The sequence below is a fragment of the Bradyrhizobium sp. CAR08 genome, from assembly GCF_052871955.1.
In genome coordinates, this window is record NZ_JBIXJX010000018.1 from 43,768 (window position 1) to 64,915 (window position 21,148).

The window sequence follows — 21,148 nt, forward strand, 5'->3', positions numbered from 1 at the left end:
GGGTGGGTTCTAACGTGCTGACTGGAATCGCACGCCAATTCGCTGTGCTGTCGTTGTCCCATGCGGGAGTGAAGGCCGGATCCAGAATCGGCCTCGCTGCCGTATTGCTGCTTGCTGCCGCGGGTTCAGTTCACAACGCCGCCGCGCTCAACGAGACCAAGACGCTCTCCTTCCACCACACCCATTCCGGCGAAGACCTCACCGTCACCTTCAAGCGCGACGGACGCTACGACGAAGCGGCGCTGAAGCAGCTCAACCACTTCCTGCGCGACTGGCGCAGCCAGGACGAGACGGTCATGGACCGTCACCTCTTCGACATCCTCTGGGAAGTCTACCGCGACGTCGACGGCAAGCAGCCGATCCAGATCATCTCCGCCTACCGCTCGCCCGCGACCAACTCCATGCTCCGCCGCCGCTCCTCCGGCGTGGCGCGCTTCAGCCAGCACATGCTGGGGCATGCGATGGACTTCTACATCCCGAACGTGCCGCTGGAGCAGATCCGCTTCGCCGGCCTGCGCCTCCAGCGCGGCGGCGTCGGCTTCTACCCGACCTCCGGCTCGCCGTTCGTACATCTCGACACCGGCAGCATCCGGCATTGGCCGCGCATGACGCATGACCAGCTCGCCCGGGTCTTCCCGGACGGACGCACCGTCCACCTCCCGACCGACGGCACGCCGCTGAAGGGCTATGAGCTCGCCAAGGCCGAGATCGAGCGGCGCGGCAGCGGCGAGGATTCCGGCAGCAAGTCGAATTTCTTTGCCGCCCTGTTCAAGGGTAAGCCGGCTCCGGCCGCGGCGAGCAACGACGAGGATGACGAGGGCGCGCCCGCCCCGTCCGCGAAGACTGTCGCGCCGACCGTGGTCGCCGCCGCGACCAAGCCGGCCGATCCGGTGCCGACGCCGCGCGCCAAGCCGTCAGTCGCGGCGACGATCCAGCTCGCCTCGGCCGATATGCAGATCGTCGCGCCGCCCAAACCGAAACCGGCGCCTGTGGCTGACAAGCCGGCCGCCGGCAAATCTGCTGACGCCAAGCCCGAGACCCCCGCCGACATCATCAATGCCCGCGGCTTCTGGGATACCCCGACTGCGCCGCAGCAGGCGACGCCGGCCCAAATTGCTGCGCTGAAGGCACGGCAGGCGCTTGCCGCCGCCACCGATCCGCAGCCGACCGCGAGCGTGTCCAGCGCCGCCTATCAGGCCCTGGCCTACGCGCCGGCGTCCGCCTCACCGGTCGACCGCGCCAACGTCGTCGCCGCCTCCGCGCCGATCCCGCGCTCCGCCCGTCCCGCCTCCGCGTCGCGTAACCTTGCGCCGGCGACCGAGATCAACACGGTAGTCGGTAAGCGCGTCGACGGCATGGTCGCAACCGCGACCCGGCTCTCCGCAGCCAAGGGCGAAAGCATCTGGCTCAAGATCGTGATGCTGTCGCCGAGCGCCAGCGGCGCGATGTCGGTCACGCTGATGGGTGAGCTCGACACCGCCGCAATGCGCGCCTACTTCGTCAAGCCGCAGTCCGTGATCGCCATGGGTTTTGCCGACGATCCGATGCAGGGCCTGTCCTGCGACAGTTTCTCGGGCACCGCCACCGCCAAACTCGAGACGACGTCCTTCGTCGTACGGACGAGTTCGCTGCGCTGACGTCTTCGCGCGCCGCTAACGCTTCCTCCGTCGATCCAGATGATACGTCAACGCCAGCGACAGGCAGACCGATAGGTCCTGCTTCGGCAGCTTGCCCGACACCGGCAACAGCAACGCCCTGGTCTGCCGATATTCGAACTGATCGGGAAAGCGTTCACGAAAGGTATCGACCAGCGTCGTCTTGCAGTTGAACAGAATCGCGGCGTGCGCGGAGTCCTTCAGGCGGCCGAGCCGGATCGTGCTGCCACTGCCGGTCTCTTCGGTCAGATAAGCAGGCTCGCCCCATTTCAACGTTTCGGTAAGACGGCCGATGCCTTCATGCGCCGCGGCGGCCGCGAAGATCAGCTCGCGTACCCAAAGCAGCCGCTTGCCGATCGGCGCCGGAAAAGCATCGTAGGCACGGCTTACCTCGCGCGGCAGCGGCGGCGCAGTCACCGCGGTCTCCTTCGATCGGCATGGTGTCGCCCTGGCGAAAGCCAGGACGACACCGATAGCTCAGATCATCCCCAGTGCTTGCATGTAGGTCTCGAGGATCGTCTCGGCCTCGGCGCGCTCGTTCGGGTCCTGCTTGCGCATGCGCACGATGGTGCGCAGCGCCTTGACGTCGTAGCCGTTGCCCTTGGCCTCGGCGAATACGTCGCGGATGTCGTCGGAGATCGCCTTCTTCTCTTCCTCCAACCGCTCGATGCGCTCGATGATGGACTTGAGCTGGTCCTTGGCAAATTTCGTCGCGGGCTCGTCGTCGCGGACGGCGGCGGAGGTGGCCATCTTGGTACTCCCAATGGAACTGGCAAAACGAGGTGACGCCGGCATCCTCACCGCGCGTGCTGGTTAGACCCTTAGGGTTCGGACCTCTCGCGTTCAAGGCAGCATCGCGCTCGTCCACAGCGCGCCCACACCTTCCTGCGGCGTGTCGAAGAAAGCGGTTGTGTGATGCGACTCAAAGGCACCGCATATCAGGCTGCCGGCGAGGCCGTTCAGTGCCCGGGATGAACCTTCTTCATGGCATCGAGCTGCTCAGGCGTGGCCGCGCCCTGGTATTTCGACTTCCAGGCCTCGTAGGGCATGCCATAGACGGCTTCCCGGCTCTCATCCTTGCTCAAGGCGACGCCCTGGGCGTCGGCGGCGTCCTTGAGCCAGTTCGACAGGCAGTTGCGGCAGAAGCCTGCGAGATTCATCAGGTCGATGTTCTGGACGTCCGTCCGCGTCTTCAAATGATCGACCAGGCGCCGGAAAGCGGCAGCCTCGAGTTCCGTTCTAGTTTTGTCGTCAATTGCCATGGCTGGATCCCTCGGCTTTGCGAATTGGCTGTGACCTTGATGGGTCACCCTTACGAGATCAGGTGGGGCCTGTCACAGATTTTGCCATATCGCGGCGCAAACGGGCGCGAAGCCGGCTTCAGGCAGTTCCCCGGGCCCTACGCCAAATCGTCAATGATCTGATATAGCTTCCGCGACAATGATCGCCGAATCTCCCCGCTCCCGTCTTCGCCTGCTCGCCCGGTTGGTCCCGGTGCTGGTGGTTGGCCTGCTGTGCCTCTGGGCCAGCCCGGCCTCCGCCGATTTCCGGCTCTGCAACAACACATCGAGCCGGGTCGGCATCGCGCTGGGCTACAAGGATGCCGAGGGCTGGACCACCGAAGGCTGGTGGAACATCTCATCGCGCTCCTGCGAGACCCTGCTGCGCGGAACTCTGGTGGCCCGCTTCTATTACATCTACGCCATCGACTATGACCGCGGCGGCGAATGGTCGGGCCAGGCTTTCATGTGCTCGCGCGATAAGGAGTTCACCATCCGCGGCACCGAGGATTGCCTTGCGCGCGGCTATGACCGGACCGGCTATTTCGAGGTCGATACCGGCGAGCAGCGGGCCTGGACGGTGCAGCTCACCGATGCCAACGAACAGCCGTCAAAGCAGCAGCGCGTGCCAGGCCTCCCCGGCCCGGTTGGCCCGGGGGTCCCGGGTTTGCCCAATGGCCCGCCCGGTGGTACGCCCCCCGCCGCGCCTGGCCTCCCGCCAGCTCCCTCGCCCCCGTCTGGAAATAAGCCATGAGGCGTCTTCGCCGTATCAAGATTCTCGCGACCCTTGGACCCGCTTCTTCGGACCTCGCGATGATCCGCCGCCTGTTCGAGGCCGGCGCCGACCTCTTCCGCATCAACATGAGCCACACCCCGCATGACAAGATGCGCGAGCTGGTGGCGACGATCCGCAACGTCGAGAGCAGCTATGGAAGGCCGATCGGCATTCTGGTCGATCTCCAGGGGCCAAAGCTCCGGCTCGGCGCCTTCGCCGAAGGCGCGGTCCAGCTCCAGAATGGCCAGACCTTCACGCTCGATTCCGACAAGGCGCCGGGCGACACCACCCGCGTCCAGCTCCCGCATCCGGAGATCCTGGCCGCGCTGCGGCCGGGCCATTCGCTGCTGCTCGACGACGGCAAGGTGCGGCTGATCGCCGAGGAGACCTCGAAGGAGCACGCGGTGACGCGCGTCGTGGTCGGCGGCCGGATGTCCGACCGCAAAGGCGTCAGCCTGCCCGACACCGACCTGCCGGTCTCGGCGATGACGCCGAAGGACCGCGCCGATCTCGAAGCGGCGCTGGTCACCGGCGTCGACTGGATCGCGCTGTCCTTCGTGCAGCGCGCCGACGACGTGCTCGAGGCCAAGAAGATGATCCGCGGCCGTGCGGCGGTGATGGCCAAGATCGAGAAGCCGCAGGCGATCGATCGCCTCGCCGACATCATCGACGCCTCCGACGCCCTGATGGTGGCGCGCGGCGACCTCGGCGTCGAGCTGCCGCTGGAACGCGTGCCGAGCCTGCAGAAGCAGATGACGCGCATGGCGCGGCGCGCCGGCAAGCCGGTGGTGATCGCGACCCAGATGCTGGAATCGATGATCCAGTCGCCGGTGCCGACCCGCGCCGAGGTCTCCGACGTCGCCACCGCCGTCTACGAAGGCGCCGACGCCATCATGCTGTCGGCGGAATCGGCGGCCGGCAAATTCCCGGTCGAGGCCGTCTCGACCATGAATCGCATCGGCGAGGAGGTCGAGCGCGACCCGATCTATCGCTCCGTCATCACCGCACAGCGCCCGGCCCCGGAAGCCACCGCCGGCGATGCCATCGCGGACGCTGCGCGGCAGATCGCCGAGACGCTCGACCTGCCGGCCCTGATCTGCTGGACCAGTTCGGGATCGACCGCCGTGCGCGTGGCGCGCGAGCGGCCGAAGCCGCCGATCGTGGCGATCACGCCGAACGTCGCGGCGGGACGCCGGCTGTCGGTCGTCTGGGGCATACATTGCGTGGTGGCAGAAGATGCGCGCGACCAGGACGACATGGTGAGCCGCGCCGGCCAGATCGCGTTCCGCGACGGCTTCGTCCGGGCGGGCCAGCGCGTGATCATCGTCGCCGGCGTGCCGCTCGGCATCCCCGGCACCACCAACATGGTGCGCATCGCCTCGGTCGGCCCCGAGGGCGAAGCGAATATCTAGCTCCGCCGGCACCCGGCAAACAAAAAATGTCGAAAACAACCCCATGCACAGTAGCCGGCGAGTCCGGCGGATGTGCTGAGGTTTTTTGAAAAGGCGAGCTCGAGCAACGGCCTGGGCGCGATCAGGTCCGCCGGTCGATCAGGATGACGTTTTAGGCCCCAACCAGCGCTTTCGCCGTCGGCAGCAGCGTCTGCTGCACGACGAGCCCCCTGGCGCGGGCGTCCATGACGCCGACCGCGCGGAGCGCCAGCAGCGTCACGGTCTGCACGGCATCGCGCATCCTGGCGGGATCGTCGAGATTGTCCGGCGCGAGCGGTCCGACCAGGGCCTCGTGCAGCGCGCCGAGCAGCGCGGTGGCAGCAAGGGCCGTGTCCTGCGCCGGCAGGTGGCCGGCGCGCACGGCGGCGTCGATCCGCGAGGCCATCTCGCCCGCGATCTCGCGCCGACTGGCGAGACGTGAAGCGCTGACATCGACATCGACCGGCTCGGCCAGGATGCCCCAGGCGAGCCTGCGCTGTGACAGGGTATGGACAGCCACGGTGGTGACCGCCGCCGCCAGCGCCGAGGACGGCCCCGGCGCGGCATCGGCGGCTCGCCGGATCGCCGTGAGCTCGTCGCGGGAGACTTCGGCAATCAACTCGGAGATCAAATCGGCCTTGGAGGGGAAGTAGCGGTAGACCGTACCCGCAGCGACGCCGGCGCGAACCGCGACTGGCGCAATCTGCACCGCCGCCATCCCGCCTTCCGCCGCCGCCTCCCGCGCCGCCGCCAGTATCGCACTGCGCCGGGCCGCAAGGCGCTTCACCACTTGATGCGTCCGCCGATAAACCATGGCGCGCTTCCTGTCCCACACGCCGGTCGCACGCCCTGCGGCCGAACGCTTCGTCACTGATATCGCAAATCGCCCCGCAAGGACTGAACAACTATTCAGAGTGGATGACAAGGTGCAAATGCATGAAGCGTCACGCAAAAAAAACGCGAGCTCAAACAGCTAAAAACGTCGCGAACTGCTTTGGTGAAGGGGTAACCACGATCGTTACCGCCATCTTAAACCTGCTCCGCGACTGTGCTGCGGTATCGCGATCCCACCTCGGTGCAGCATGGTCGACACGGACGCCCGGACCGCCTGGCAGCTCTTCCACCTGAACTGGCTTCCCATCGCAGCCATGGGCAGCCTGCTGGCGCTGGGCCTCGCCTTCACCGGCCTGAGCCTCGAACCAGTCGCCTATTGGGTGACGCTGGCAGTTGCTGCAGTCTTGCTCGCGCTGGCCTATGGTCATCGCATCGTCAAAGGCGAGCTTGCTGACCCGAAGCTGCTGTTTTCGCTCGGAACGATCGGACAGATCATTCTCACCTGCGCCATCGTCGGACCGCTCAGCTATGTCGCGGCCAAGCTGAACTGGCCGCTGCAGGACCAGGCGCTGCTTGCGATCGACCGTGCACTCGGCCTCGATCCTGAACCGATCGCGCGATACGTCAACGACCATCCCTGGCTCGCGGACTGCCTGGCTCGCGGATATGGGCTGATCAAATTGCCGCTGCTCGGCATTCCCGTCGTGCTGGCACTGACGGCGCACTATATGCGGCTGCAATTGTTCATGCTCGCGATGAGCCTCGCGCTCGCAGTCACCATCGCGATCTCCGCCGTCGTGCCCGCGATCGGCACCTATTGGGGGCTGCAGCTGTCCGCCGCGCATTTTCCCGAAATCAACACCGCGGTCTATGCCGGGCAGTTGCGCGACATCCTCGCGCTTCGCGACGGTAGCCTGCACGAGCTCCAGTTGTTCTTCCTCGCCGGCATTGTCTCGTTTCCGAGCTTCCACGCCGCATCCGCCGTGCTCTACATGTGGGCGCTGTGGCCGGTGCGCGGCCTCGGCGGCATTGCGGCTGCGCTCAATCTGCTGATGATTGCGGCAACACCGGTGATCGGCGCGCATTACGTCATCGACGTCGCCGGCGGAATCGCAGTCGCCGCAGCGTCGATCTGGGCGGCGAAATTCTATCTCGAATGGCACCGCCGCGCGCAGCAAACGTCTGCCGCGCCTGCGCCGTCGGCGGTCTGGCAGCCCGGCCTCGCGGAATGACAGCCGACAAGTTGCCCTAGGGTCCGCGCGTAGCGGCGTGCCCGCCGGCAACTTTCAATGTTCAATGTTCTCGACGGTGGGAACGCCTGCGCTTTCGGAGCCGCGGCAGACGCTTTGCCGCCCTACAAGCTTGCTACAGCTTCACGACTTCCCAGATCCGGAAATCGTCCGCCAAAAGAAAAGAGCCCCGTCAAGGACGGGGCTCTTTGAATTCGCGATTCGTACAGCGTTACTTGAGGCTGCTCGAGATCGAGGTGAATTTGGCGTTCAACGTGGTGCCCAGGTTATTGACGACAGTGATGATCGCCAGCGCAATGCCGGCGGCGATCAGACCGTATTCAATAGCGGTGGCGCCGGATTCATCTTTCGCAAAACGCGCAACGAGGTTCTTCATAAAGAGCTCCAAATGAGTACACGAGGCTACAACTGATCTGGTCTTTTGGGCTTCCCAGCGCCGCTTGACCATGGAACCGAACGTAGAGGCAAAGAATTGCGCCGCAGTTAATTCGACTGCGGAAACACAGAGCGGTTTGCGTGTATGCGTCGATGGTAAACCGAAATCTAAAACGATCCGTTAAATTGTCGAGACATCAAGCCGGCCCCGCCTCACCGGTTTACCCGGAATTATGACCGCCGTGGTCCAATGTCGATCGCTCGGCACAACGACAAAAACACCAGGACGACGAGGCGGCATGTCCCTTTCCTTTGCCAACAGCATCACGGTGCAGGGTCGTGCGCGAGCCCTGGTGCCGCTGTGCGTCGGTGCGAGCGCCTATCTCTTCTTCGTGTATGTCGGCGACACGCTGCTTCAGGACTCCGACTCGCTCTGGCAGATCAAGATCGGACAATGGATCCTCGATCACCAGGCGCTTCCCTACACGGACTTCTATTCCTTCACCCGTCCGGGGGCGCCCTGGGTTTCGACCTCATGGCTGTCGCAGGTCCTGTTCGCCCTCTCCTATGCGCAATGGGATTGGGCCGGCCCGGTGATCCTCACCGCGCTTGCGGTCGCATTGTCGGCGGCGATGCTGGTCGGCCTGCTCGAGGCCCATCTGGAAATTCCGCGAGCGGTCCTGTTCGCGATGTTCGCGCTGTTGCTGTCGCTGCACCACGTTCTGGCGCGGCCACACATGCTGGCGCTGCCCGTGATGATCGCGTGGGTCGGCGTATTGATGGCCGCAGCCGACCGCAAGGGCGCCCCGTCATGGTACTGGCTGCCGCTAATGTCCCTGTGGTCGAACCTGCATGGCGGCTTCGTGCTGGGCCTGGCGCTGATCGGCCCGATGTCATTTGTGGCGCTCTGGGGCATGGAGTCCGGCAAGCAGGTCCGACTGCTGTCGCGCTGGTTCCTGTTCGGTGTTGCGGCACTCGCCGCAAGCTGCGTCACGCCTTATGGCTGGCGCACATTGCTCGGCGCGATCAACATCCTCAATCTGGGCGAGCTGCTGACGATCATCTCCGAGTGGGCGCCCGCGAACTTCGCCTCCTTCAACGCATTCGAAGGCGCGCTGTTCGGCCTGATTGCGATCGGGCTGTATCGCGGCCTGACGCTCTCGCCCCCGCGTATTCTTCTGATCCTGCTTCTGACCTGGATGGCGCTCACCCACGTCAGGAGCATCGAGGCCTTCGCCTTCCTGGTGCCGCTGGTGCTGGCCAAGCCCCTCGGCGAACGGTCTGCGCTGCCGCAGCCTGGCACGCAGGGCGGCGAGAGTTGGGCTGCCCGTTACGTCACCGCGACAGGCGCGCTGATGATCGTGGCCGCAGGCTGGACCTCGACCTCACTCTACATGGCGCATCACCGCTTCACCTTCACGATGGATCAGACACCGGTCGCCGCCGTCGATCTGCTCGAGAAACGCAAGGCGCAACGCATCTTCAACGCCTACCAGTTCGGCGGCTATCTGATCTCGCGTGACATCCCGGTCTTCATCGACGGCCGCGCCGAGCTCTACGGCGAAACCTTCGCCATGGACGTCTTCAAGGCCGTGGAGCTCAAGAAGCTCGACAGTCTGACGCGGCTGCTCGACGCGTACCAGATCGACGCCACGCTCATGGTCGCGGACGCACCGGCCGCCCAGGTGCTGGACCACATCAAGGGCTGGAAGCGGCTCTACGCGGACAACATCGCCGTGATCCACGTGCGAACCGGCGGCACAGAGGCCGGCGCGATGCCGGAAGCGGAGTCCTCGAGGGAAGCCGTCAAGTGAGCGCGTCAGCTCAGCAGCCGATATCCGGTCCATCGCGCCGCTGGATCGGAATTCCTCTCGTGATGCTGCCAGCGTTTTCGATCGCAACGCTCTTCGCCTGGGGCGTCCTGATCTCCACCTTCACCCATCCCGGTTGGATCGGGCTGAACCACGTCGCTCCCGGCACCGACTGGATGGTGTTTTACGGCGCCGTCAGATCGTTGCTCGCCGGCAATCTTGCGCTGGTCACCGATGGTGACGCGTTCACGGCCTATCTCAACCAGTCGTTCGCATCATGGCTCACGGTGCCTCTGGAGTTCCGTCCATGGTTCTATCCGCCCGGCTTCCTCGTTCTGCTGCTGCCATTCGCGCCGCTTGGCTTCATCGGCTCCTATGTCGCATTCCAGGCCGCGACCGCAGGCTTCCTGGCCGGGGCGCTTCGCAACCGGTCCGATCAGCCGCAACTGACGCCCTACATCATCGCGGCCGTGCTGGTCTCGCCATCGGCATCTCTCAACCTGGCCGATGGACAATGCGCCTTTCTCGTTGCCGCACTGCTGGTCGCGGGCGTCAGGCTGCTCGGACCGCGACCGCTCCTGGCCGGGGCAATCCTCGGGCTGCTGAGTTTCAAGCCGCAATTCTTCCTGCTCGTCCCGCTCGCGCTAATGGGGGCGCGCCGCTATGGCAGCCTGTGCGCTGCTGCATGCTCGGCATTCGCATTGGCGGCTGCAAGTGCCATGATTTTTGGCGTCGAATTGTGGCTCTGGTGGATACCGCAGGCGTACAACAATCTGGTCAGCCCCGACGCGAAATGGCTGGCCTATGGCCGCATCTGGGGTCACAGCGTGTGGGCCTGCGCGATGCTGCTAGGCCTGCCGGAGCGGCTGGCCTCCATCCTGCAGCTGGCCGCGATCCTTTCGAGCGCGGCGGCAACGTTCGCGGTCTTTCGCTCCTCGCTCAGTACCAACAACAAGCTGATCGTACTGCTTGCGGCAACCGTGCTGGCAGCCCCGCATTCGGGCCCTTATGACGCGACGCTGCTGACGGTCGCCGTCGTGCTGTGGCTTGCCGCATCGATCGATGCTCCACGCTTTCGCGACTGGCTGATCGGGCTCGGCATCTGGATGGTGCCGTTGCTCAGCCCGGCGGTGTATATTCCGGCGGGACGACTATCGCCGCTCCTCATCGTCGCTCTCATCGGCGTCGTGTTCGGCGCGTTGCGCAGTCCGGCAGGGTCTGGCGAGCCGGCAATGTCGCCGCATTCCTGAATCCAATCTGCGGCTGGCGATGCGGGCGCCGAAGTGATGACGCAAACTCCAGAGCGTGTGCCACCACTTCTAGCGTGATTGGCGAGAGATGGTGGGCGCGGCGCTTAGGCACCTTTGCCTGCCGTACTTCTGAGTTTCCAGTGCAACTGTATCAAAATCGTCAATGCGAGCGCAGTGAAGCAAATCCAGACTGTCACCGCGGATCTATTCTGGATTTCTTCGCTGCGCTCGCAATGACGGGCGCTGAGTTGGCACCACCCGCAAATCACCATCACCAACAAAAAACGCGGCGTTTCCGCCGCGTTTTTCAATTCGATCTGCCGTACGCGATTACGCCTGCGGCTGCGGCTCCAGGCCGGGATCCGGATCGGGTCGCGGGCGCGACTTGCCGGCCGGCGGCACGGCCGAGGCGCGCGGTGTGGTCGGCTCGAGCACGGATTCGCGGTTCGGCTTCTTGCCCTTGAGCAGGTCGATGATCTCGTCGCCGGAGAGCGTCTCGAATTCGAGCAGGCCCTTGGCGAGAGCTTCGAGATCGGCGCGCTTCTCGGTGAGAATACGCGTTGCCTCGTTATAGCCTTCTTCGACGAAGCGCCGGATCTCGGTATCGATCTTCTGAACCGTCGCTTCCGATGCGTTCTGGGTGCGCGACACCGACATGCCCAGGAAAACCTCGTCCTGATTCTCGCCGTAGGACACGGTACCGAGCGCCTCGGACAGGCCCCAGCGCGTCACCATCATGCGCGCCAGACGCGTCGCCTGTTCGATGTCGGACGACGCACCCGAGGTTACCTTCTCGCGACCGAAGATCAGCTCTTCGGCGACGCGGCCACCCATCATGATGGCAAGGCGCGAGGTCATCTGCTCCAGCGACATCGACAGCTTGTCACGCTCGGGCAACTGCATGACCATACCGAGCGCACGCCCGCGCGGAATGATGGTCGCCTTGTGGATCGGATCGGTCGCGACGACGTTGAGGCCGACGATGGCGTGGCCGCCCTCGTGATAGGCCGTCAGCAGCTTCTCTTCCTCGGTCATGACGAGCGACTTGCGCTCGGCGCCCATCATCACCTTGTCCTTGGCTTCCTCGAACTCGGCCTGGGTCACCATCCGCTTGTTGCGGCGGGCGGCGGTGAGCGCGGCTTCGTTGACGAGGTTCATCAGGTCGGCGCCGGAGAAACCCGGGGTGCCGCGCGCGATGGTCTTGAGGTTGATATCCGGCGCCAGCGGCACCTTGCGGACGTGGACCTTGAGGATCTGCTCGCGGCCGACGACGTCCGGGTTGGGCACCACGACCTGACGGTCGAAGCGGCCGGGACGCAGCAGCGCGGGATCGAGCACGTCGGGACGGTTGGTCGCGGCGATCAGGATCACGCCCTCGTTGGCCTCGAAGCCGTCCATCTCGACCAGCAACTGGTTCAGCGTCTGCTCGCGCTCGTCATTGCCGCCGCCGAGGCCGGCGCCACGGTGACGACCGACGGCGTCGATTTCGTCGATGAAGATGATGCAGGGCGCGTTCTTCTTAGCCTGCTCGAACATGTCGCGGACGCGGCTGGCGCCGACGCCGACGAACATCTCGACGAAGTCAGAACCCGAAATGGTGAAGAACGGCACGTTGGCTTCGCCCGCGACCGCACGCGCGATCAGGGTCTTGCCGGTGCCGGGAGGTCCGACCAGCAGCACGCCGCGCGGAATTCGGCCGCCGAGGCGCTGGAATTTGCCGGGGTCGCGCAGGAATTCGACGATCTCCTGCAGGTCCTGCTTGGCCTCGTCGACGCCCGCGACGTCCTCGAAGGTGACGCGGCCATGCGCTTCAGTCAGCATTTTTGCGCGCGACTTGCCGAAGCCCATCGCCTTGCCGGCGCCGCCCTGCATCTGCCGCGACAGGAAGATCCACACGCCGATCAGCGCGATGAAGGGCAGCCAGGAGACCAGCAGCGAGACGAACCACGGCACGTTGTCGCCGGGCGGCTTCGCGGTGATCTGCACCTTGCTGTCATAGAGGCGCTTCACGAGCGTCGGATCGCTCGGCGCATAGGTCTGGAAGCTCGAGCCGTTGGTGAAGGTGCCGTGAATGTCCGGCCCCTGGATTACGACGTCGCGCACATTGCCGCGGTCAACCTCGCTCAGGAGCTGGGAGAAGGCGATGTCCTGCGAGGAGGCGCGCTGACCCGGATTCTGGAAGAGCGTGAACAACGCCAACAGCAGCAGGACAATGATGACCCAGAGGGCGAAATTGCGCAGATTGGCGTTCATCGATCTTCCTTCGTGGTCGCGCGGATCGCGGCCTGAGCCTTGGGCAGTTATTTGGGCAGCGCGAGGAAATCCCCAAGGAATCCTCTCGGTTAGACGCATACAATCTAGGTGTCGCTCCGGTCGCTGCCAAGGGAACGAGATGGGACTATTTAGCCCATCTTAGTCCGATTCCCGCTGAAATAATGGCGCCCGGATCCGGGTTTTTCCTGCCTGGTTAAGGTGTCCTCACGGCGCGGTCTCGAAACGGCCGGTGCCATGATCCGCCCTTATTCACCCTTGATCCACCCTTGCGCCGGGCCGGCGCCGGGGCGATGCGGATACGTCCCCCGGCAAGGCTGATCAAGGCTCCCGCAAGCGTCTGCTTCAGGGCCGGCCAGCCATTTGCGGGTGCGCGGGCACTTGCGGCAATGGCCTGATCGAGCACGGCCAGGAGGGATTCGACCTTGCCGAGTTCCGCCGGCCCCTCATGCCCGAACGCGTTGATGGCCCGCAGCAGGATCCGCAGCCGGACCTCCTCCGGCAGGGCGGCAAACCCGGAGGCCTCGAAGCTTCGAACGCCGGCCTGCGGCGCATCGCCGCGATCCCGCAAACGGAGGAAGCGCTCGGCTCCATCGGTCAGCACCTCGACGGCCAAATTGGCGCGCGCCAGCCTTGCCGCGAGCCGAGCCAGGCTGCGGGCATCACCGCCCTCCGCCGCGAGCTGCGGCAGCAGCGCACGCAGCCGCGGCCGGGTAAAGGCAGCGTCGTGGTTGGTGGGATCGTCGGCAAAGCCGATCTTCGCCCGCTTCAAGGTCGCGATCAGCTGCGACTTCGGAACCTCGAGTAGTGGACGCGCAAGAACGACGCCGTCGCGCTCGGTGAGACGGGCCATCGCCGACAGCCCGGCTAATCCGCTGCCGCGCACAAGCCGCATCAACAGGGTCTCGGCCTGGTCGTCGCGGGTGTGGGCGGTCAGCACGTGGCTCGCACCGGCGAGGCGCGCGGCCTGCACAAGCAGGCGGTAGCGAGCTTCGCGCGCGGCGGCCGGCAGTCCCGTTTTCGGCTTTGCCCCGCGCCAGCGCACGGTCCGGTGCGGCAGGCCAAGCCCGGTTGCGAGACGCTTGACCTCGCGCGCCTCGCGCGCCGCCTCCGGCCGCAAGCCGTGGTCGATGGTGACTACGGTGAGACGCGGGCCGCGCGAAAGGCTGCGATGCCAGCGCGCCGCAAGCCACATCAGCGCCACCGAGTCGGGCCCGCCGGAGACCGCGAGCAGCAGTCCCTGCGCGCCTTTCAGGCCTGCGAAGAGGCGCTTGGCCTCACGCGCCGAGATCGGTGAATTGTCCTCTGACATGACACTGCAATCGTCCGCGGATGGACACTGTTTAGCGCAGCGCCATCCGTCTTGTCAGGATCAATCGCCGCGCCTCAGCACTTCACCCGCTTCTGCTCGCGGTCGACCGCAGCTTTGACGCCGGCGGAAGCGCGCGGATATTTGCGCCCGACTTCACCGAAGGCGGCACACGCCGCCTCCTTCTCCTTCAGCGCCGCCAGCGACTGGCCGAGCCGCAGCAGGGCATCCGGTGCCTTGGCGGATTTGTCGTATTTCGTGGTGACGGCGAGGAAGGCTTCCGCGGAGTCGCGATATTGCTGGCGCTGGAAATAGCTCTCGCCGAGCCAGTATTGCGCGTCACCGAGCAGCGGGTCGCTCGGATATTTCTGCGAGAAATTCTTCATGGTCTGCTCGGCCAGCGCATAGTCCTTGCGCTGCATGTAGCCGATTCCGAGGTCGAATTCGTCGCGCGGCGTTGCCGAGGGCGGCAGGGTCGCAAGGCCCGTGCCGCCTGATGGCGCGGGAGAGCCGGATGAGACCGGCGGATAGCCGGGCTGCGCAGCCTGAGGCCCGACCGCCTGCGGATAGCGGGGGCCGCTGTTGGCGAGATCAAGCGGTTCGCCGGCGCCACGGCCGCCGGGCGCGCCGCTCGGGGCACCTGCAGGCATCGGTTGCTGCCCGCCGCCGAGCGCGCGCGGCGCACCCGGCGCATTCGGACTCTGGTTCGGGTCGAAGGCATCGCCGCGGCGGCGCGTGCCCGGCGCGCCGGGCGCAGGCTGCTCCTGAACGATCGGTGCCGGAGAGGCGATCTGCGGCTGCTCGTAATTCGGCTGGGCCGCTTGCTGGTGCGGCGGCTGCTGGCGATAGGCCGGCGCGGCTTGTGCGGGCGGCATGGCCGCGACATTGGGCTGGACCGGCGTCTGGCCGGGCGAAGCTTGCGCGCCGCCCTCGAGCGCTCTTAGCCGCTCTTCGAGCTGGCGGTTGCGATATTGCAGCTCTTCGTTCTGACCGGTGAGCTGGCGCAGCTGGTTCTCCAGCCGCTCGATCCGCATCTCGGGATCTGCATCGTCCGATTGTGCGAGGGCGGGCGAGCACAACGAAAGCAGCGCGGCGATCGCCACGGTGCCGGTGAAGACCTTAAATCTGGATGACATCTTGCCCTGACGACGAAAGCGAAATGGCCTGCGACCGAACATTCGACGCGCCACACATTGAAGGGGAGTACGCCAAAACTGTGACTGTAACAAACGGGTTTCTGTCACAGATCGCTGAAACGAAACCGGCGCCCGAGAGGGCGCCGGCATAATCGCTATCTGAAGATGAACGGCGCCTGACCGATCGTCAGGAGCTCGCGTTCAGCACGGTGACGGCGCGGCGGTTCTGCGACCAGCAGGAGATGTCGTTGCAAACGGCCACCGGCCGCTCCTTGCCGTACGAGATCGTGCGCATGCGGTTCGGATCGATGCCGCGCGAGGCGAGGAACGAACGCACCGATTGGGCGCGGCGAGCGCCGAGCGCGATGTTGTATTCGCGGGTGCCGCGTTCGTCGGCATGACCTTCGACGGTGAAGCTGTAGCGCGGATAGCTCTGGAGCCACTGCGCCTGCTTCTCCAGGGTCACGATCGCCTGCGGGGTCAGATCGGTCTGGTCGCTTTCGAAGAACACGCGGTCGCCGACATTGACGACGAAGTCTTGCTGGCTGCCCGGCGTCGCCGCGTTGGCCATCGCATCCGTGGCAGAGTTCTTGTTGGCGCAGGCACCCATCGACAACGCGACGGCAAGCACCGCGGCCAGCTTCAATCCCTGGAGGATGCGCATAGGATGTTTCATTCCGGAGCCTCCACGCTCACGTTTCGTCCACTGCTGTCCGGTCTACAGGGGGTTGGTTAAGCGAACGTTCCGTCAACCTTGATGGAACCTTGCCACAGCCGGTCAAATGCCCCCAACCAGCGAAAAGCAACCGTCATGGTTAATGGGTTGTAAATGTGGCGCGACGGTGAAGGCAAGCCGCAACGACCGGCAAAAACCGCGGCCTTTGCTGGAATTTTAGGCTCGTCGCGTGGGGCCTAGCGGGCAGAACCCGTTGCCGAGACGGCTACGTCCGGGGGCCGCTGCGTGGCCAGCGACACCGGGCGCGCGGCAGCCTGGCGGGGGCTGCTGCGTTGAAACAGCATGCGCCGCTCAAACGCGCTGGAGCGCATGATCGGAAAGCGCGTCAGGACCTTTTCCCGCTGGTTCCGGAAATCGGACGCCATCAGCACGGCCTTCTTGGTGGGCCAGCCCGGAAACCCGCGTGGCTCCGGTGAAATGGTCTCGTGCAGGAAGATGCGACGATAAAACGCCTGGTGGTCGGTCCGGATCATGGCCAGCCCGGTATCGGCGTTGAAATGATCGCAGGCCACAAAGGCCAGCCGCACCGTCAGATAGGGCAGCTCCGGAAAACGCTGGTGCTTTTCGGGATCGGCAACAAACCGGCATGGATCGATGAGAACTTCGCCGCGGTCGAGGCGGGGATGCAGCACGTCGCCAAACACTTCGGTCGTGTAGGACATCCGCCAGTCCGACGTCAGGACGTGAATGCGAACGGAGCTGCAGAGCTCTCCATCGACATAGACCCCGAAATTCCAGGTGTTGGGCGCATCGTCGAAGCGATCGGTTACGCGCCGCGACTCCGACGGCTCGATCAGACCGGCGTGCAGATAGGCCCGGTACCGCATCAAATAGAGGTTGTCTCGGTCCTCGGGAGTTTCGATCAGGCGGTAATCGATGCGGTCAAACAGAGCGGCTCCCCGCGGAAGGAGCACCGTTTGCGGTTCAGCTCCAGACGTCATCCAGTACCCCTACACTCCAAAGCAACTTCTGCGAGTGTGAGGAGATTAATGGTTCATTAACGGAATTGCAAAGGCTTAGAAACGTTAGGGTTAACCTTTGCAGCCCGCAAAAACACGGGCGAACGAGAGCTAAATGCGTTGAAGGAGCGAGGCGGAGAAAGATCAGGCGATCGATCGCGAGGACACCATGACGATGTGGTCCTCAGCCCCGCGGCGGCCATGCGAGGCATTGAGCAATTGGCGAATCCGGACTGCCGGCACCGGCCGGCTGAACAGATAGCCCTGCCCTTCGGTCACGGTGCCGTCGGCGCTGATCAACTCGAGCTGATCATTGGTCTCGATGCCCTCGACCACGACCGCCATGCCGAGATCGGCCGACAGCCGCGCTACGCCGCGCAGCAGCGTCAGCGGCCGGTCGGCATCGATGCCCTCGAGGAAGGAGCGGTCGATCTTCACCTTCTGCATCGGGAAATTGTGCAGGTAGCTGAGGCTCGAATAGCCGGTGCCGAAATCATCCAGCGAAATGCGCACGCCGATCGCATGCAATTGCGACAGGATGTCGTGCGTGAGCTGGGTGTTGCGCAACAGGGAGGATTCGGTGATCTCGATCTCCAGCCGATGCGCCGGGAGCCCCGAAACCTCGAGCGCGTAGCGGATTTCGCTCAAGACGTCGCGCTGGTGGAATTGCTGCGGCGAGAAGTTGACGGCGACGCTGACGCCCTCCGGCCATTTCATGCATTCCATGCAAGCGCGGCGCAGGATCCAGCGGCCGAGATCGACGATCAGCCCCATGTCCTCGGCGACCGGGATGATGTCGATCGGCGAGACCGTGCCGCGCACCGGATGATTCCAGCGCAGCAGCGCCTCGCACGTCGTGATCTTGCCGGATTTCAGATTGACCAGCGGCTGATAGAACAGCTCGAACTCCTCGTTGGCGAGCGCCTTGCGCAGATCGAGCTCGAGGATGCGGCGCGCCTCGACGGTCGCCGCCATCTCGTCGCGGAAGAAGCAGAAGGTGCCGCGGCCGTCGGCCTTGGCCCGGTACAGCGCCATGTCGGCATTCTTGAGCAGCGTGTCTGCGCTGATGCCCTCCGGCAAGGTCAATGCGATGCCGACGCTGGCGCCGATCTCGACCAGATGATTGTCGATGCGGTAACGCTCGCTCAGCCGTTCGACGATCCGGCGCGCCAGCGCAGCGGCGTCCTCGGGCGAGGAGATGTTCTCCTGGAACACGACGAATTCGTCACCGCCGAAGCGGGCGACGAAATCCTCGGGGCGCAGCATCTCGCGCAGACGGTTGGCGACCGCGCACAGGAGCTGGTCGCCGCAGGGATGGCCGAGCGTGTCGTTGACCTGCTTGAACTGGTCGAGGTCGACGAACAGCAGCGCGGACAGGCGCTCGGCGCCGTGCGAGATCGCCAGCAGCCTTTCGATCTCATCGCGGAAATGAACGCGGTTGGGCAGCGCGGTGAGGTCGTCGTAGCGCGCCAGATGCGTGATCTTGGCCTCGGCGCTACGTCGCTCGGTAATGTCCTCGAGCAGCACCACCGCGCCACCGTCAGCCATCGGCTGGACAGTCCAGGACAACGACCGGTTTCGCTGCGTATCGGGATCGGCGGTGATGATCTCCTTGGCTTGCGAACTCTCGATGTCCGCGACGATTCGCTCGCCGCTCCCAGCGGAGATGGATCCCGCGCTCACGCACGCCGCGACGATGTCACGCGCGTTGACCCCGCGCTGCGCGAGACCTTCCGGCAGATTCATCATTGCGCCGAAGCGGTGGTTCATGACCGCCAGCTGTCCGTCGACGCGGAACATGCAGAGGCCGTGCGGCATGTTGTTCAGAGCCGTATCGAACTGGCCGGCGAGCGCGGCTTCACGCTCACGTGCCACGACCGCTCCCATGAAGATTCGATGCAGATTCACCGAGAGCTGCATGATCGCCATCAGGAACGCGGCGCTGACCAGCGCCATCGCGATGTAGTAGGGTGTTCCACGCAGCGCCAAGGCAAGCACGGCCGGGCCGAAGATCAGCACGGCCTGGAGGTGGAAGATCGCAGGCCGGCCATATGCCCTGCCCGCGCCGCCTGCCGCGATTCCGGTCGTGACGGACAAGGCGATCATGTGGGCCACGGCGTCGTCCGTGGCCAACAGGGTGGTGGCGCACCAGATGCCGATCGCAGCCGCCTGGATCTTTGCTCCGATCTGATAGCGCTTCTGCCAGCGTGCGGCCGCCTCGACGGTCATGACCGCGTGACGTGCCTGATAGAGGCGCAGGTCGATCGCCCGCGCGGTCCCGGCCAGGATCAGAAGTGCGACGCACGCCCAGATCAGCGGCTCGCCCGTCCTCAGCGCGGTGAGGGCCGCACCAATCGACACGAAAATGAGTCCCGCCAGCAACGGGCCAGGCGCTTCGAACAGCGAATCGATTTGCGCCGCCGAAGTTTTCGGCGGCCGCTGTTCCGGCTCTCCGCTCTGACTTGCAAACTGCATCTGGTGTTTACGCGCGTCCTGTCTGGAGCGCAGTTTTACCGATCCGGTATGAAGTCTTTCTGAGGGAACATCGTTAAAGTCGAGTTGTTTTGAATGACCAATAGTCGGAATACATCAATAGAAACAAACCCATGGGAAAAGTTTGCCTAGTGCAACCTTAAAGAACAATTATCGCGGGGAAACATCTCGCCAAGTTGCCGGAAAAGGCGCGCGGTCAAATCATCGCGCGCCGGGGGCGGCGGCTAGCCCGATGTCGAGGACAAGAGCGGCGACCATGCCGGGTCGGAGGCGAAGCCCGGCGTCGGCACTTTCAGCTCGTTGCGCCCCGAGATGTCGACGGAGAACAGCGACGGCCCGCCGCTGCCGCCCGGATCGCGGAAGAACATCAGCACGCGGCCGTTCGGCGAGAAGGTCGGACCTTCGTTATGATAGCCGGAGGTGAGAAGCCGTTCGCCGGAGCCGTCCGGCTTCATCACGCCGATCGAAAACTGCCCGCCACCTTGCCTGGTGAAGGCGATGTAATCGCCCCGCGGCGACCACACCGGCGTCGAATAGGTGGCGTTGTTGTCGTCCTTGGAGAAAGAGATGCGCTGCGCCGCTCCGCCGCCCGCGGCCATGACATAGATCTGCGATCTGCCGCCGCGATCGGACTCGAAGCAGATGCGGGTGCCGTCCGGGGAGTAGGAAGGCGAGGTGTCGATCGCGGGCGTGTCGGTGAGGCGCGTGGTCGAGCGCGAGCGCAGATCCATCACGAACAGGTTGGAATTGCCGCCCTGCTGCAGACTCATGATGACGCGCTGGCCGTCCGGCGAGAACCTCGGCGCAAAGGTCATGCCGGGGAAGTTGCCGACGATCTCGCGCTGGCCGGTCTCGATGTTGAACAGGTAGACCTTCGGATCGCCCTGGCCAAATTCCATGTAGGTGATCTCTTGCGAGTTCGGCGAGAAGCGCGGCGTCAGCACGAGGTCGGAGCCGCGGGTCAGATAGCGCACATTGGCGCCGTCCTGGTCCATCATCGCGAGCCGCTTGACGCGGCGCTCTTTCGGCCCGGTCTCGTCAACGAACACCACGCGGCTGTCGAAATAGCCCTTCTCGCCGGTCAGCTTCTCATAGATCTGGTCGGAGATGATGTGGGCGATGCGACGCCAATATTCCGGCGAGGTGAAATATTGTTGGCCGGCGAGCTGCTGGCCCGTGACGACGTCCCACAAGCGGAATTCAGCCTTGAGGCGGCCGTCCGGCTGCCGCGTCATGCGGCCGGTGACGAGGGCCTGCGCGTTCAGGGTCTTCCAGTTCTCGAACTGCGGCGCGACGTCGATGTTGCTGATGCGCTCGATGAAGGCGGCCTGGTCGACCGGCGCAAACAGGCCCGAGCGCTTCAGATTGTTGGTGATGACCTGGGTGACGCCGTTGCCGACGTCACCGTCGGCCGGCGAGCCCGGCACAAAATTGGTGATCGCAATCGGAATCGGCCGAAACTCGGTGGGATCGATGCGGAGCCGTCCCTGCGGCTGCTGGGCCAAGGCTTGTCCGCCCCCCAGCATCGCGAGCGTCGATCCGGTCAGGGTCATGAAGCGGCGGCGGTTCATCGATCGAACGTCA

18 protein-coding genes are annotated in these 21,148 nt (G+C 64.9%); 6 read left to right on the forward strand and 12 right to left on the reverse strand.

Annotated elements, in window-relative coordinates:
• Window positions 1-14: 14 nt before the first annotated feature.
• Window positions 15-1,637, forward strand: coding sequence for a DUF882 domain-containing protein (locus tag ACIPUD_RS30805; RefSeq protein WP_446482172.1), 1,623 nt, complete (start codon window positions 15-17; stop codon window positions 1,635-1,637).
• 15 nt (window positions 1,638-1,652) lie between these two features.
• Here the strand turns inward: ACIPUD_RS30805 and ACIPUD_RS30810 are convergent, their stop codons facing one another.
• From ACIPUD_RS30810 to ACIPUD_RS30820, 3 genes are all read right to left on the reverse strand, one after another.
• The gene (locus tag ACIPUD_RS30810) at window positions 1,653-2,072 is read right to left on the reverse strand and encodes a hypothetical protein (RefSeq protein WP_085395168.1); all 420 of its coding nucleotides are present in this window, start codon (window positions 2,070-2,072) and stop codon (window positions 1,653-1,655) included.
• 60 nt (window positions 2,073-2,132) lie between these two features.
• On the reverse strand, window positions 2,133-2,405 hold the full coding sequence (locus ACIPUD_RS30815) for a DUF2312 domain-containing protein (RefSeq protein ID WP_007596286.1): 273 nt from the start codon (window positions 2,403-2,405) through the stop codon (window positions 2,133-2,135).
• A gap of 209 nt (window positions 2,406-2,614) precedes the next feature.
• Complete coding sequence (locus tag ACIPUD_RS30820) at window positions 2,615-2,917, reverse strand: DUF1244 domain-containing protein (protein WP_007596287.1); 303 nt, start codon at window positions 2,915-2,917, stop codon at window positions 2,615-2,617.
• A gap of 178 nt (window positions 2,918-3,095) precedes the next feature.
• Between ACIPUD_RS30820 and ACIPUD_RS30825 the strand changes: the two genes are divergently transcribed.
• Window positions 3,096-3,689 carry a DUF1036 domain-containing protein gene (locus ACIPUD_RS30825; protein WP_085359459.1) on the forward strand — a complete coding sequence of 198 codons (594 nt, stop codon included), beginning with the start codon at window positions 3,096-3,098 and terminating at the stop codon, window positions 3,687-3,689.
• Window positions 3,686-5,122 (forward strand): pyruvate kinase, encoded by a 1,437-nt coding sequence (pyk, locus tag ACIPUD_RS30830; protein WP_027570348.1) that lies wholly within the window; start codon window positions 3,686-3,688, stop codon window positions 5,120-5,122. Before ACIPUD_RS30825 ends, pyk begins: the two co-directional genes overlap by 4 nt.
• Before the next feature lie 151 nt (window positions 5,123-5,273).
• On the opposite strand, the gene ACIPUD_RS30835 is transcribed toward pyk, so the two are convergent.
• On the reverse strand, window positions 5,274-5,954 hold the full coding sequence (locus tag ACIPUD_RS30835) for a helix-turn-helix domain-containing protein (protein ID WP_026232596.1): 681 nt from the start codon (window positions 5,952-5,954) through the stop codon (window positions 5,274-5,276).
• A 268-nt stretch (window positions 5,955-6,222) separates the two neighbouring features.
• On the opposite strand from ACIPUD_RS30835, the gene ACIPUD_RS30840 reads away from it, so the two are divergent.
• Window positions 6,223-7,206 carry a phosphatase PAP2 family protein gene (locus ACIPUD_RS30840; protein WP_085359461.1) on the forward strand — a complete coding sequence of 328 codons (984 nt, stop codon included), beginning with the start codon at window positions 6,223-6,225 and terminating at the stop codon, window positions 7,204-7,206.
• A 229-nt stretch (window positions 7,207-7,435) separates the two neighbouring features.
• Here the strand turns inward: ACIPUD_RS30840 and ACIPUD_RS30845 are convergent, their stop codons facing one another.
• Window positions 7,436-7,600 carry a Flp family type IVb pilin gene (locus ACIPUD_RS30845; protein ID WP_007614256.1) on the reverse strand — a complete coding sequence of 55 codons (165 nt, stop codon included), beginning with the start codon at window positions 7,598-7,600 and terminating at the stop codon, window positions 7,436-7,438.
• Window positions 7,601-7,898: 298 nt separating this feature from the next.
• On the opposite strand from ACIPUD_RS30845, the gene ACIPUD_RS30850 reads away from it, so the two are divergent.
• Both ACIPUD_RS30850 and ACIPUD_RS30855 read left to right on the forward strand, forming a co-directional pair.
• Window positions 7,899-9,413: a hypothetical protein gene (locus ACIPUD_RS30850; RefSeq protein ID WP_085394682.1), complete on the forward strand. Its 1,515-nt coding sequence runs from the start codon at window positions 7,899-7,901 to the stop codon at window positions 9,411-9,413.
• A gap of 62 nt (window positions 9,414-9,475) precedes the next feature.
• Window positions 9,476-10,660, forward strand: coding sequence for a glycosyltransferase family 87 protein (locus ACIPUD_RS30855; RefSeq protein WP_085394683.1), 1,185 nt, complete (start codon window positions 9,476-9,478; stop codon window positions 10,658-10,660).
• Window positions 10,661-10,990: 330 nt separating this feature from the next.
• On the opposite strand, the gene ftsH is transcribed toward ACIPUD_RS30855, so the two are convergent.
• The 7 genes from ftsH to tolB all read right to left on the reverse strand — a co-directional run bounded on the left by ftsH (window position 10,991) and on the right by tolB (window position 21,135).
• The gene (gene ftsH / locus ACIPUD_RS30860) at window positions 10,991-12,913 is read right to left on the reverse strand and encodes an ATP-dependent zinc metalloprotease FtsH (RefSeq protein WP_007596301.1); all 1,923 of its coding nucleotides are present in this window, start codon (window positions 12,911-12,913) and stop codon (window positions 10,991-10,993) included.
• A 214-nt stretch (window positions 12,914-13,127) separates the two neighbouring features.
• Window positions 13,128-14,243, reverse strand: a complete 1,116-nt coding sequence (gene tilS / locus ACIPUD_RS30865) for a tRNA lysidine(34) synthetase TilS (protein ID WP_446482173.1) — start codon at window positions 14,241-14,243, stop codon at window positions 13,128-13,130.
• A gap of 74 nt (window positions 14,244-14,317) precedes the next feature.
• Window positions 14,318-15,376: a tol-pal system protein YbgF gene (gene ybgF, locus ACIPUD_RS30870; RefSeq protein WP_018453795.1), complete on the reverse strand. Its 1,059-nt coding sequence runs from the start codon at window positions 15,374-15,376 to the stop codon at window positions 14,318-14,320.
• 187 nt (window positions 15,377-15,563) lie between these two features.
• The gene (gene pal, locus ACIPUD_RS30875) at window positions 15,564-16,052 is read right to left on the reverse strand and encodes a peptidoglycan-associated lipoprotein Pal (RefSeq protein ID WP_026232595.1); all 489 of its coding nucleotides are present in this window, start codon (window positions 16,050-16,052) and stop codon (window positions 15,564-15,566) included.
• Between the two features lie 236 nt (window positions 16,053-16,288).
• A complete protein-coding gene (locus ACIPUD_RS30880) occupies window positions 16,289-17,053 on the reverse strand; it encodes an N-acyl amino acid synthase FeeM domain-containing protein (RefSeq protein ID WP_026232594.1) in 765 nt (254 codons plus the stop codon).
• A 162-nt stretch (window positions 17,054-17,215) separates the two neighbouring features.
• A complete protein-coding gene (locus tag ACIPUD_RS30885) occupies window positions 17,216-19,546 on the reverse strand; it encodes a putative bifunctional diguanylate cyclase/phosphodiesterase (RefSeq protein ID WP_018453792.1) in 2,331 nt (776 codons plus the stop codon).
• A 242-nt stretch (window positions 19,547-19,788) separates the two neighbouring features.
• Window positions 19,789-21,135, reverse strand: coding sequence for a Tol-Pal system beta propeller repeat protein TolB (gene tolB / locus ACIPUD_RS30890; RefSeq protein ID WP_026232593.1), 1,347 nt, complete (start codon window positions 21,133-21,135; stop codon window positions 19,789-19,791).
• Between the last annotated feature and the right edge of the window lie 13 nt (window positions 21,136-21,148).

Coding starts and splice junctions, on each gene's coding strand:
- ACIPUD_RS30880 (WP_026232594.1), bottom strand. CDS start 17,053: ATGACGTCTGGAGCTGAACCGCAAACGGTGCTCCTTCCGCGGGGAGCC.
- pyk (WP_027570348.1), top strand. CDS start 3,686: ATGAGGCGTCTTCGCCGTATCAAGATTCTCGCGACCCTTGGACCCGCT.
- ACIPUD_RS30845 (WP_007614256.1), bottom strand. CDS start 7,600: ATGAAGAACCTCGTTGCGCGTTTTGCGAAAGATGAATCCGGCGCCACC.
- ACIPUD_RS30815 (WP_007596286.1), bottom strand. CDS start 2,405: ATGGCCACCTCCGCCGCCGTCCGCGACGACGAGCCCGCGACGAAATTT.
- ACIPUD_RS30820 (WP_007596287.1), bottom strand. CDS start 2,917: ATGGCAATTGACGACAAAACTAGAACGGAACTCGAGGCTGCCGCTTTC.
- ACIPUD_RS30835 (WP_026232596.1), bottom strand. CDS start 5,954: ATGGTTTATCGGCGGACGCATCAAGTGGTGAAGCGCCTTGCGGCCCGG.
- ftsH (WP_007596301.1), bottom strand. CDS start 12,913: ATGAACGCCAATCTGCGCAATTTCGCCCTCTGGGTCATCATTGTCCTG.
- ACIPUD_RS30855 (WP_085394683.1), top strand. CDS start 9,476: ATGCTGCCAGCGTTTTCGATCGCAACGCTCTTCGCCTGGGGCGTCCTG.
- tolB (WP_026232593.1), bottom strand. CDS start 21,135: ATGAACCGCCGCCGCTTCATGACCCTGACCGGATCGACGCTCGCGATG.
- ACIPUD_RS30825 (WP_085359459.1), top strand. CDS start 3,096: ATGATCGCCGAATCTCCCCGCTCCCGTCTTCGCCTGCTCGCCCGGTTG.
- pal (WP_026232595.1), bottom strand. CDS start 16,052: ATGAAACATCCTATGCGCATCCTCCAGGGATTGAAGCTGGCCGCGGTG.
- ACIPUD_RS30840 (WP_085359461.1), top strand. CDS start 6,223: ATGGTCGACACGGACGCCCGGACCGCCTGGCAGCTCTTCCACCTGAAC.
- tilS (WP_446482173.1), bottom strand. CDS start 14,243: ATGTCAGAGGACAATTCACCGATCTCGGCGCGTGAGGCCAAGCGCCTC.
- ybgF (WP_018453795.1), bottom strand. CDS start 15,376: ATGTCATCCAGATTTAAGGTCTTCACCGGCACCGTGGCGATCGCCGCG.
- ACIPUD_RS30885 (WP_018453792.1), bottom strand. CDS start 19,546: ATGCAGTTTGCAAGTCAGAGCGGAGAGCCGGAACAGCGGCCGCCGAAA.
- ACIPUD_RS30850 (WP_085394682.1), top strand. CDS start 7,899: ATGTCCCTTTCCTTTGCCAACAGCATCACGGTGCAGGGTCGTGCGCGA.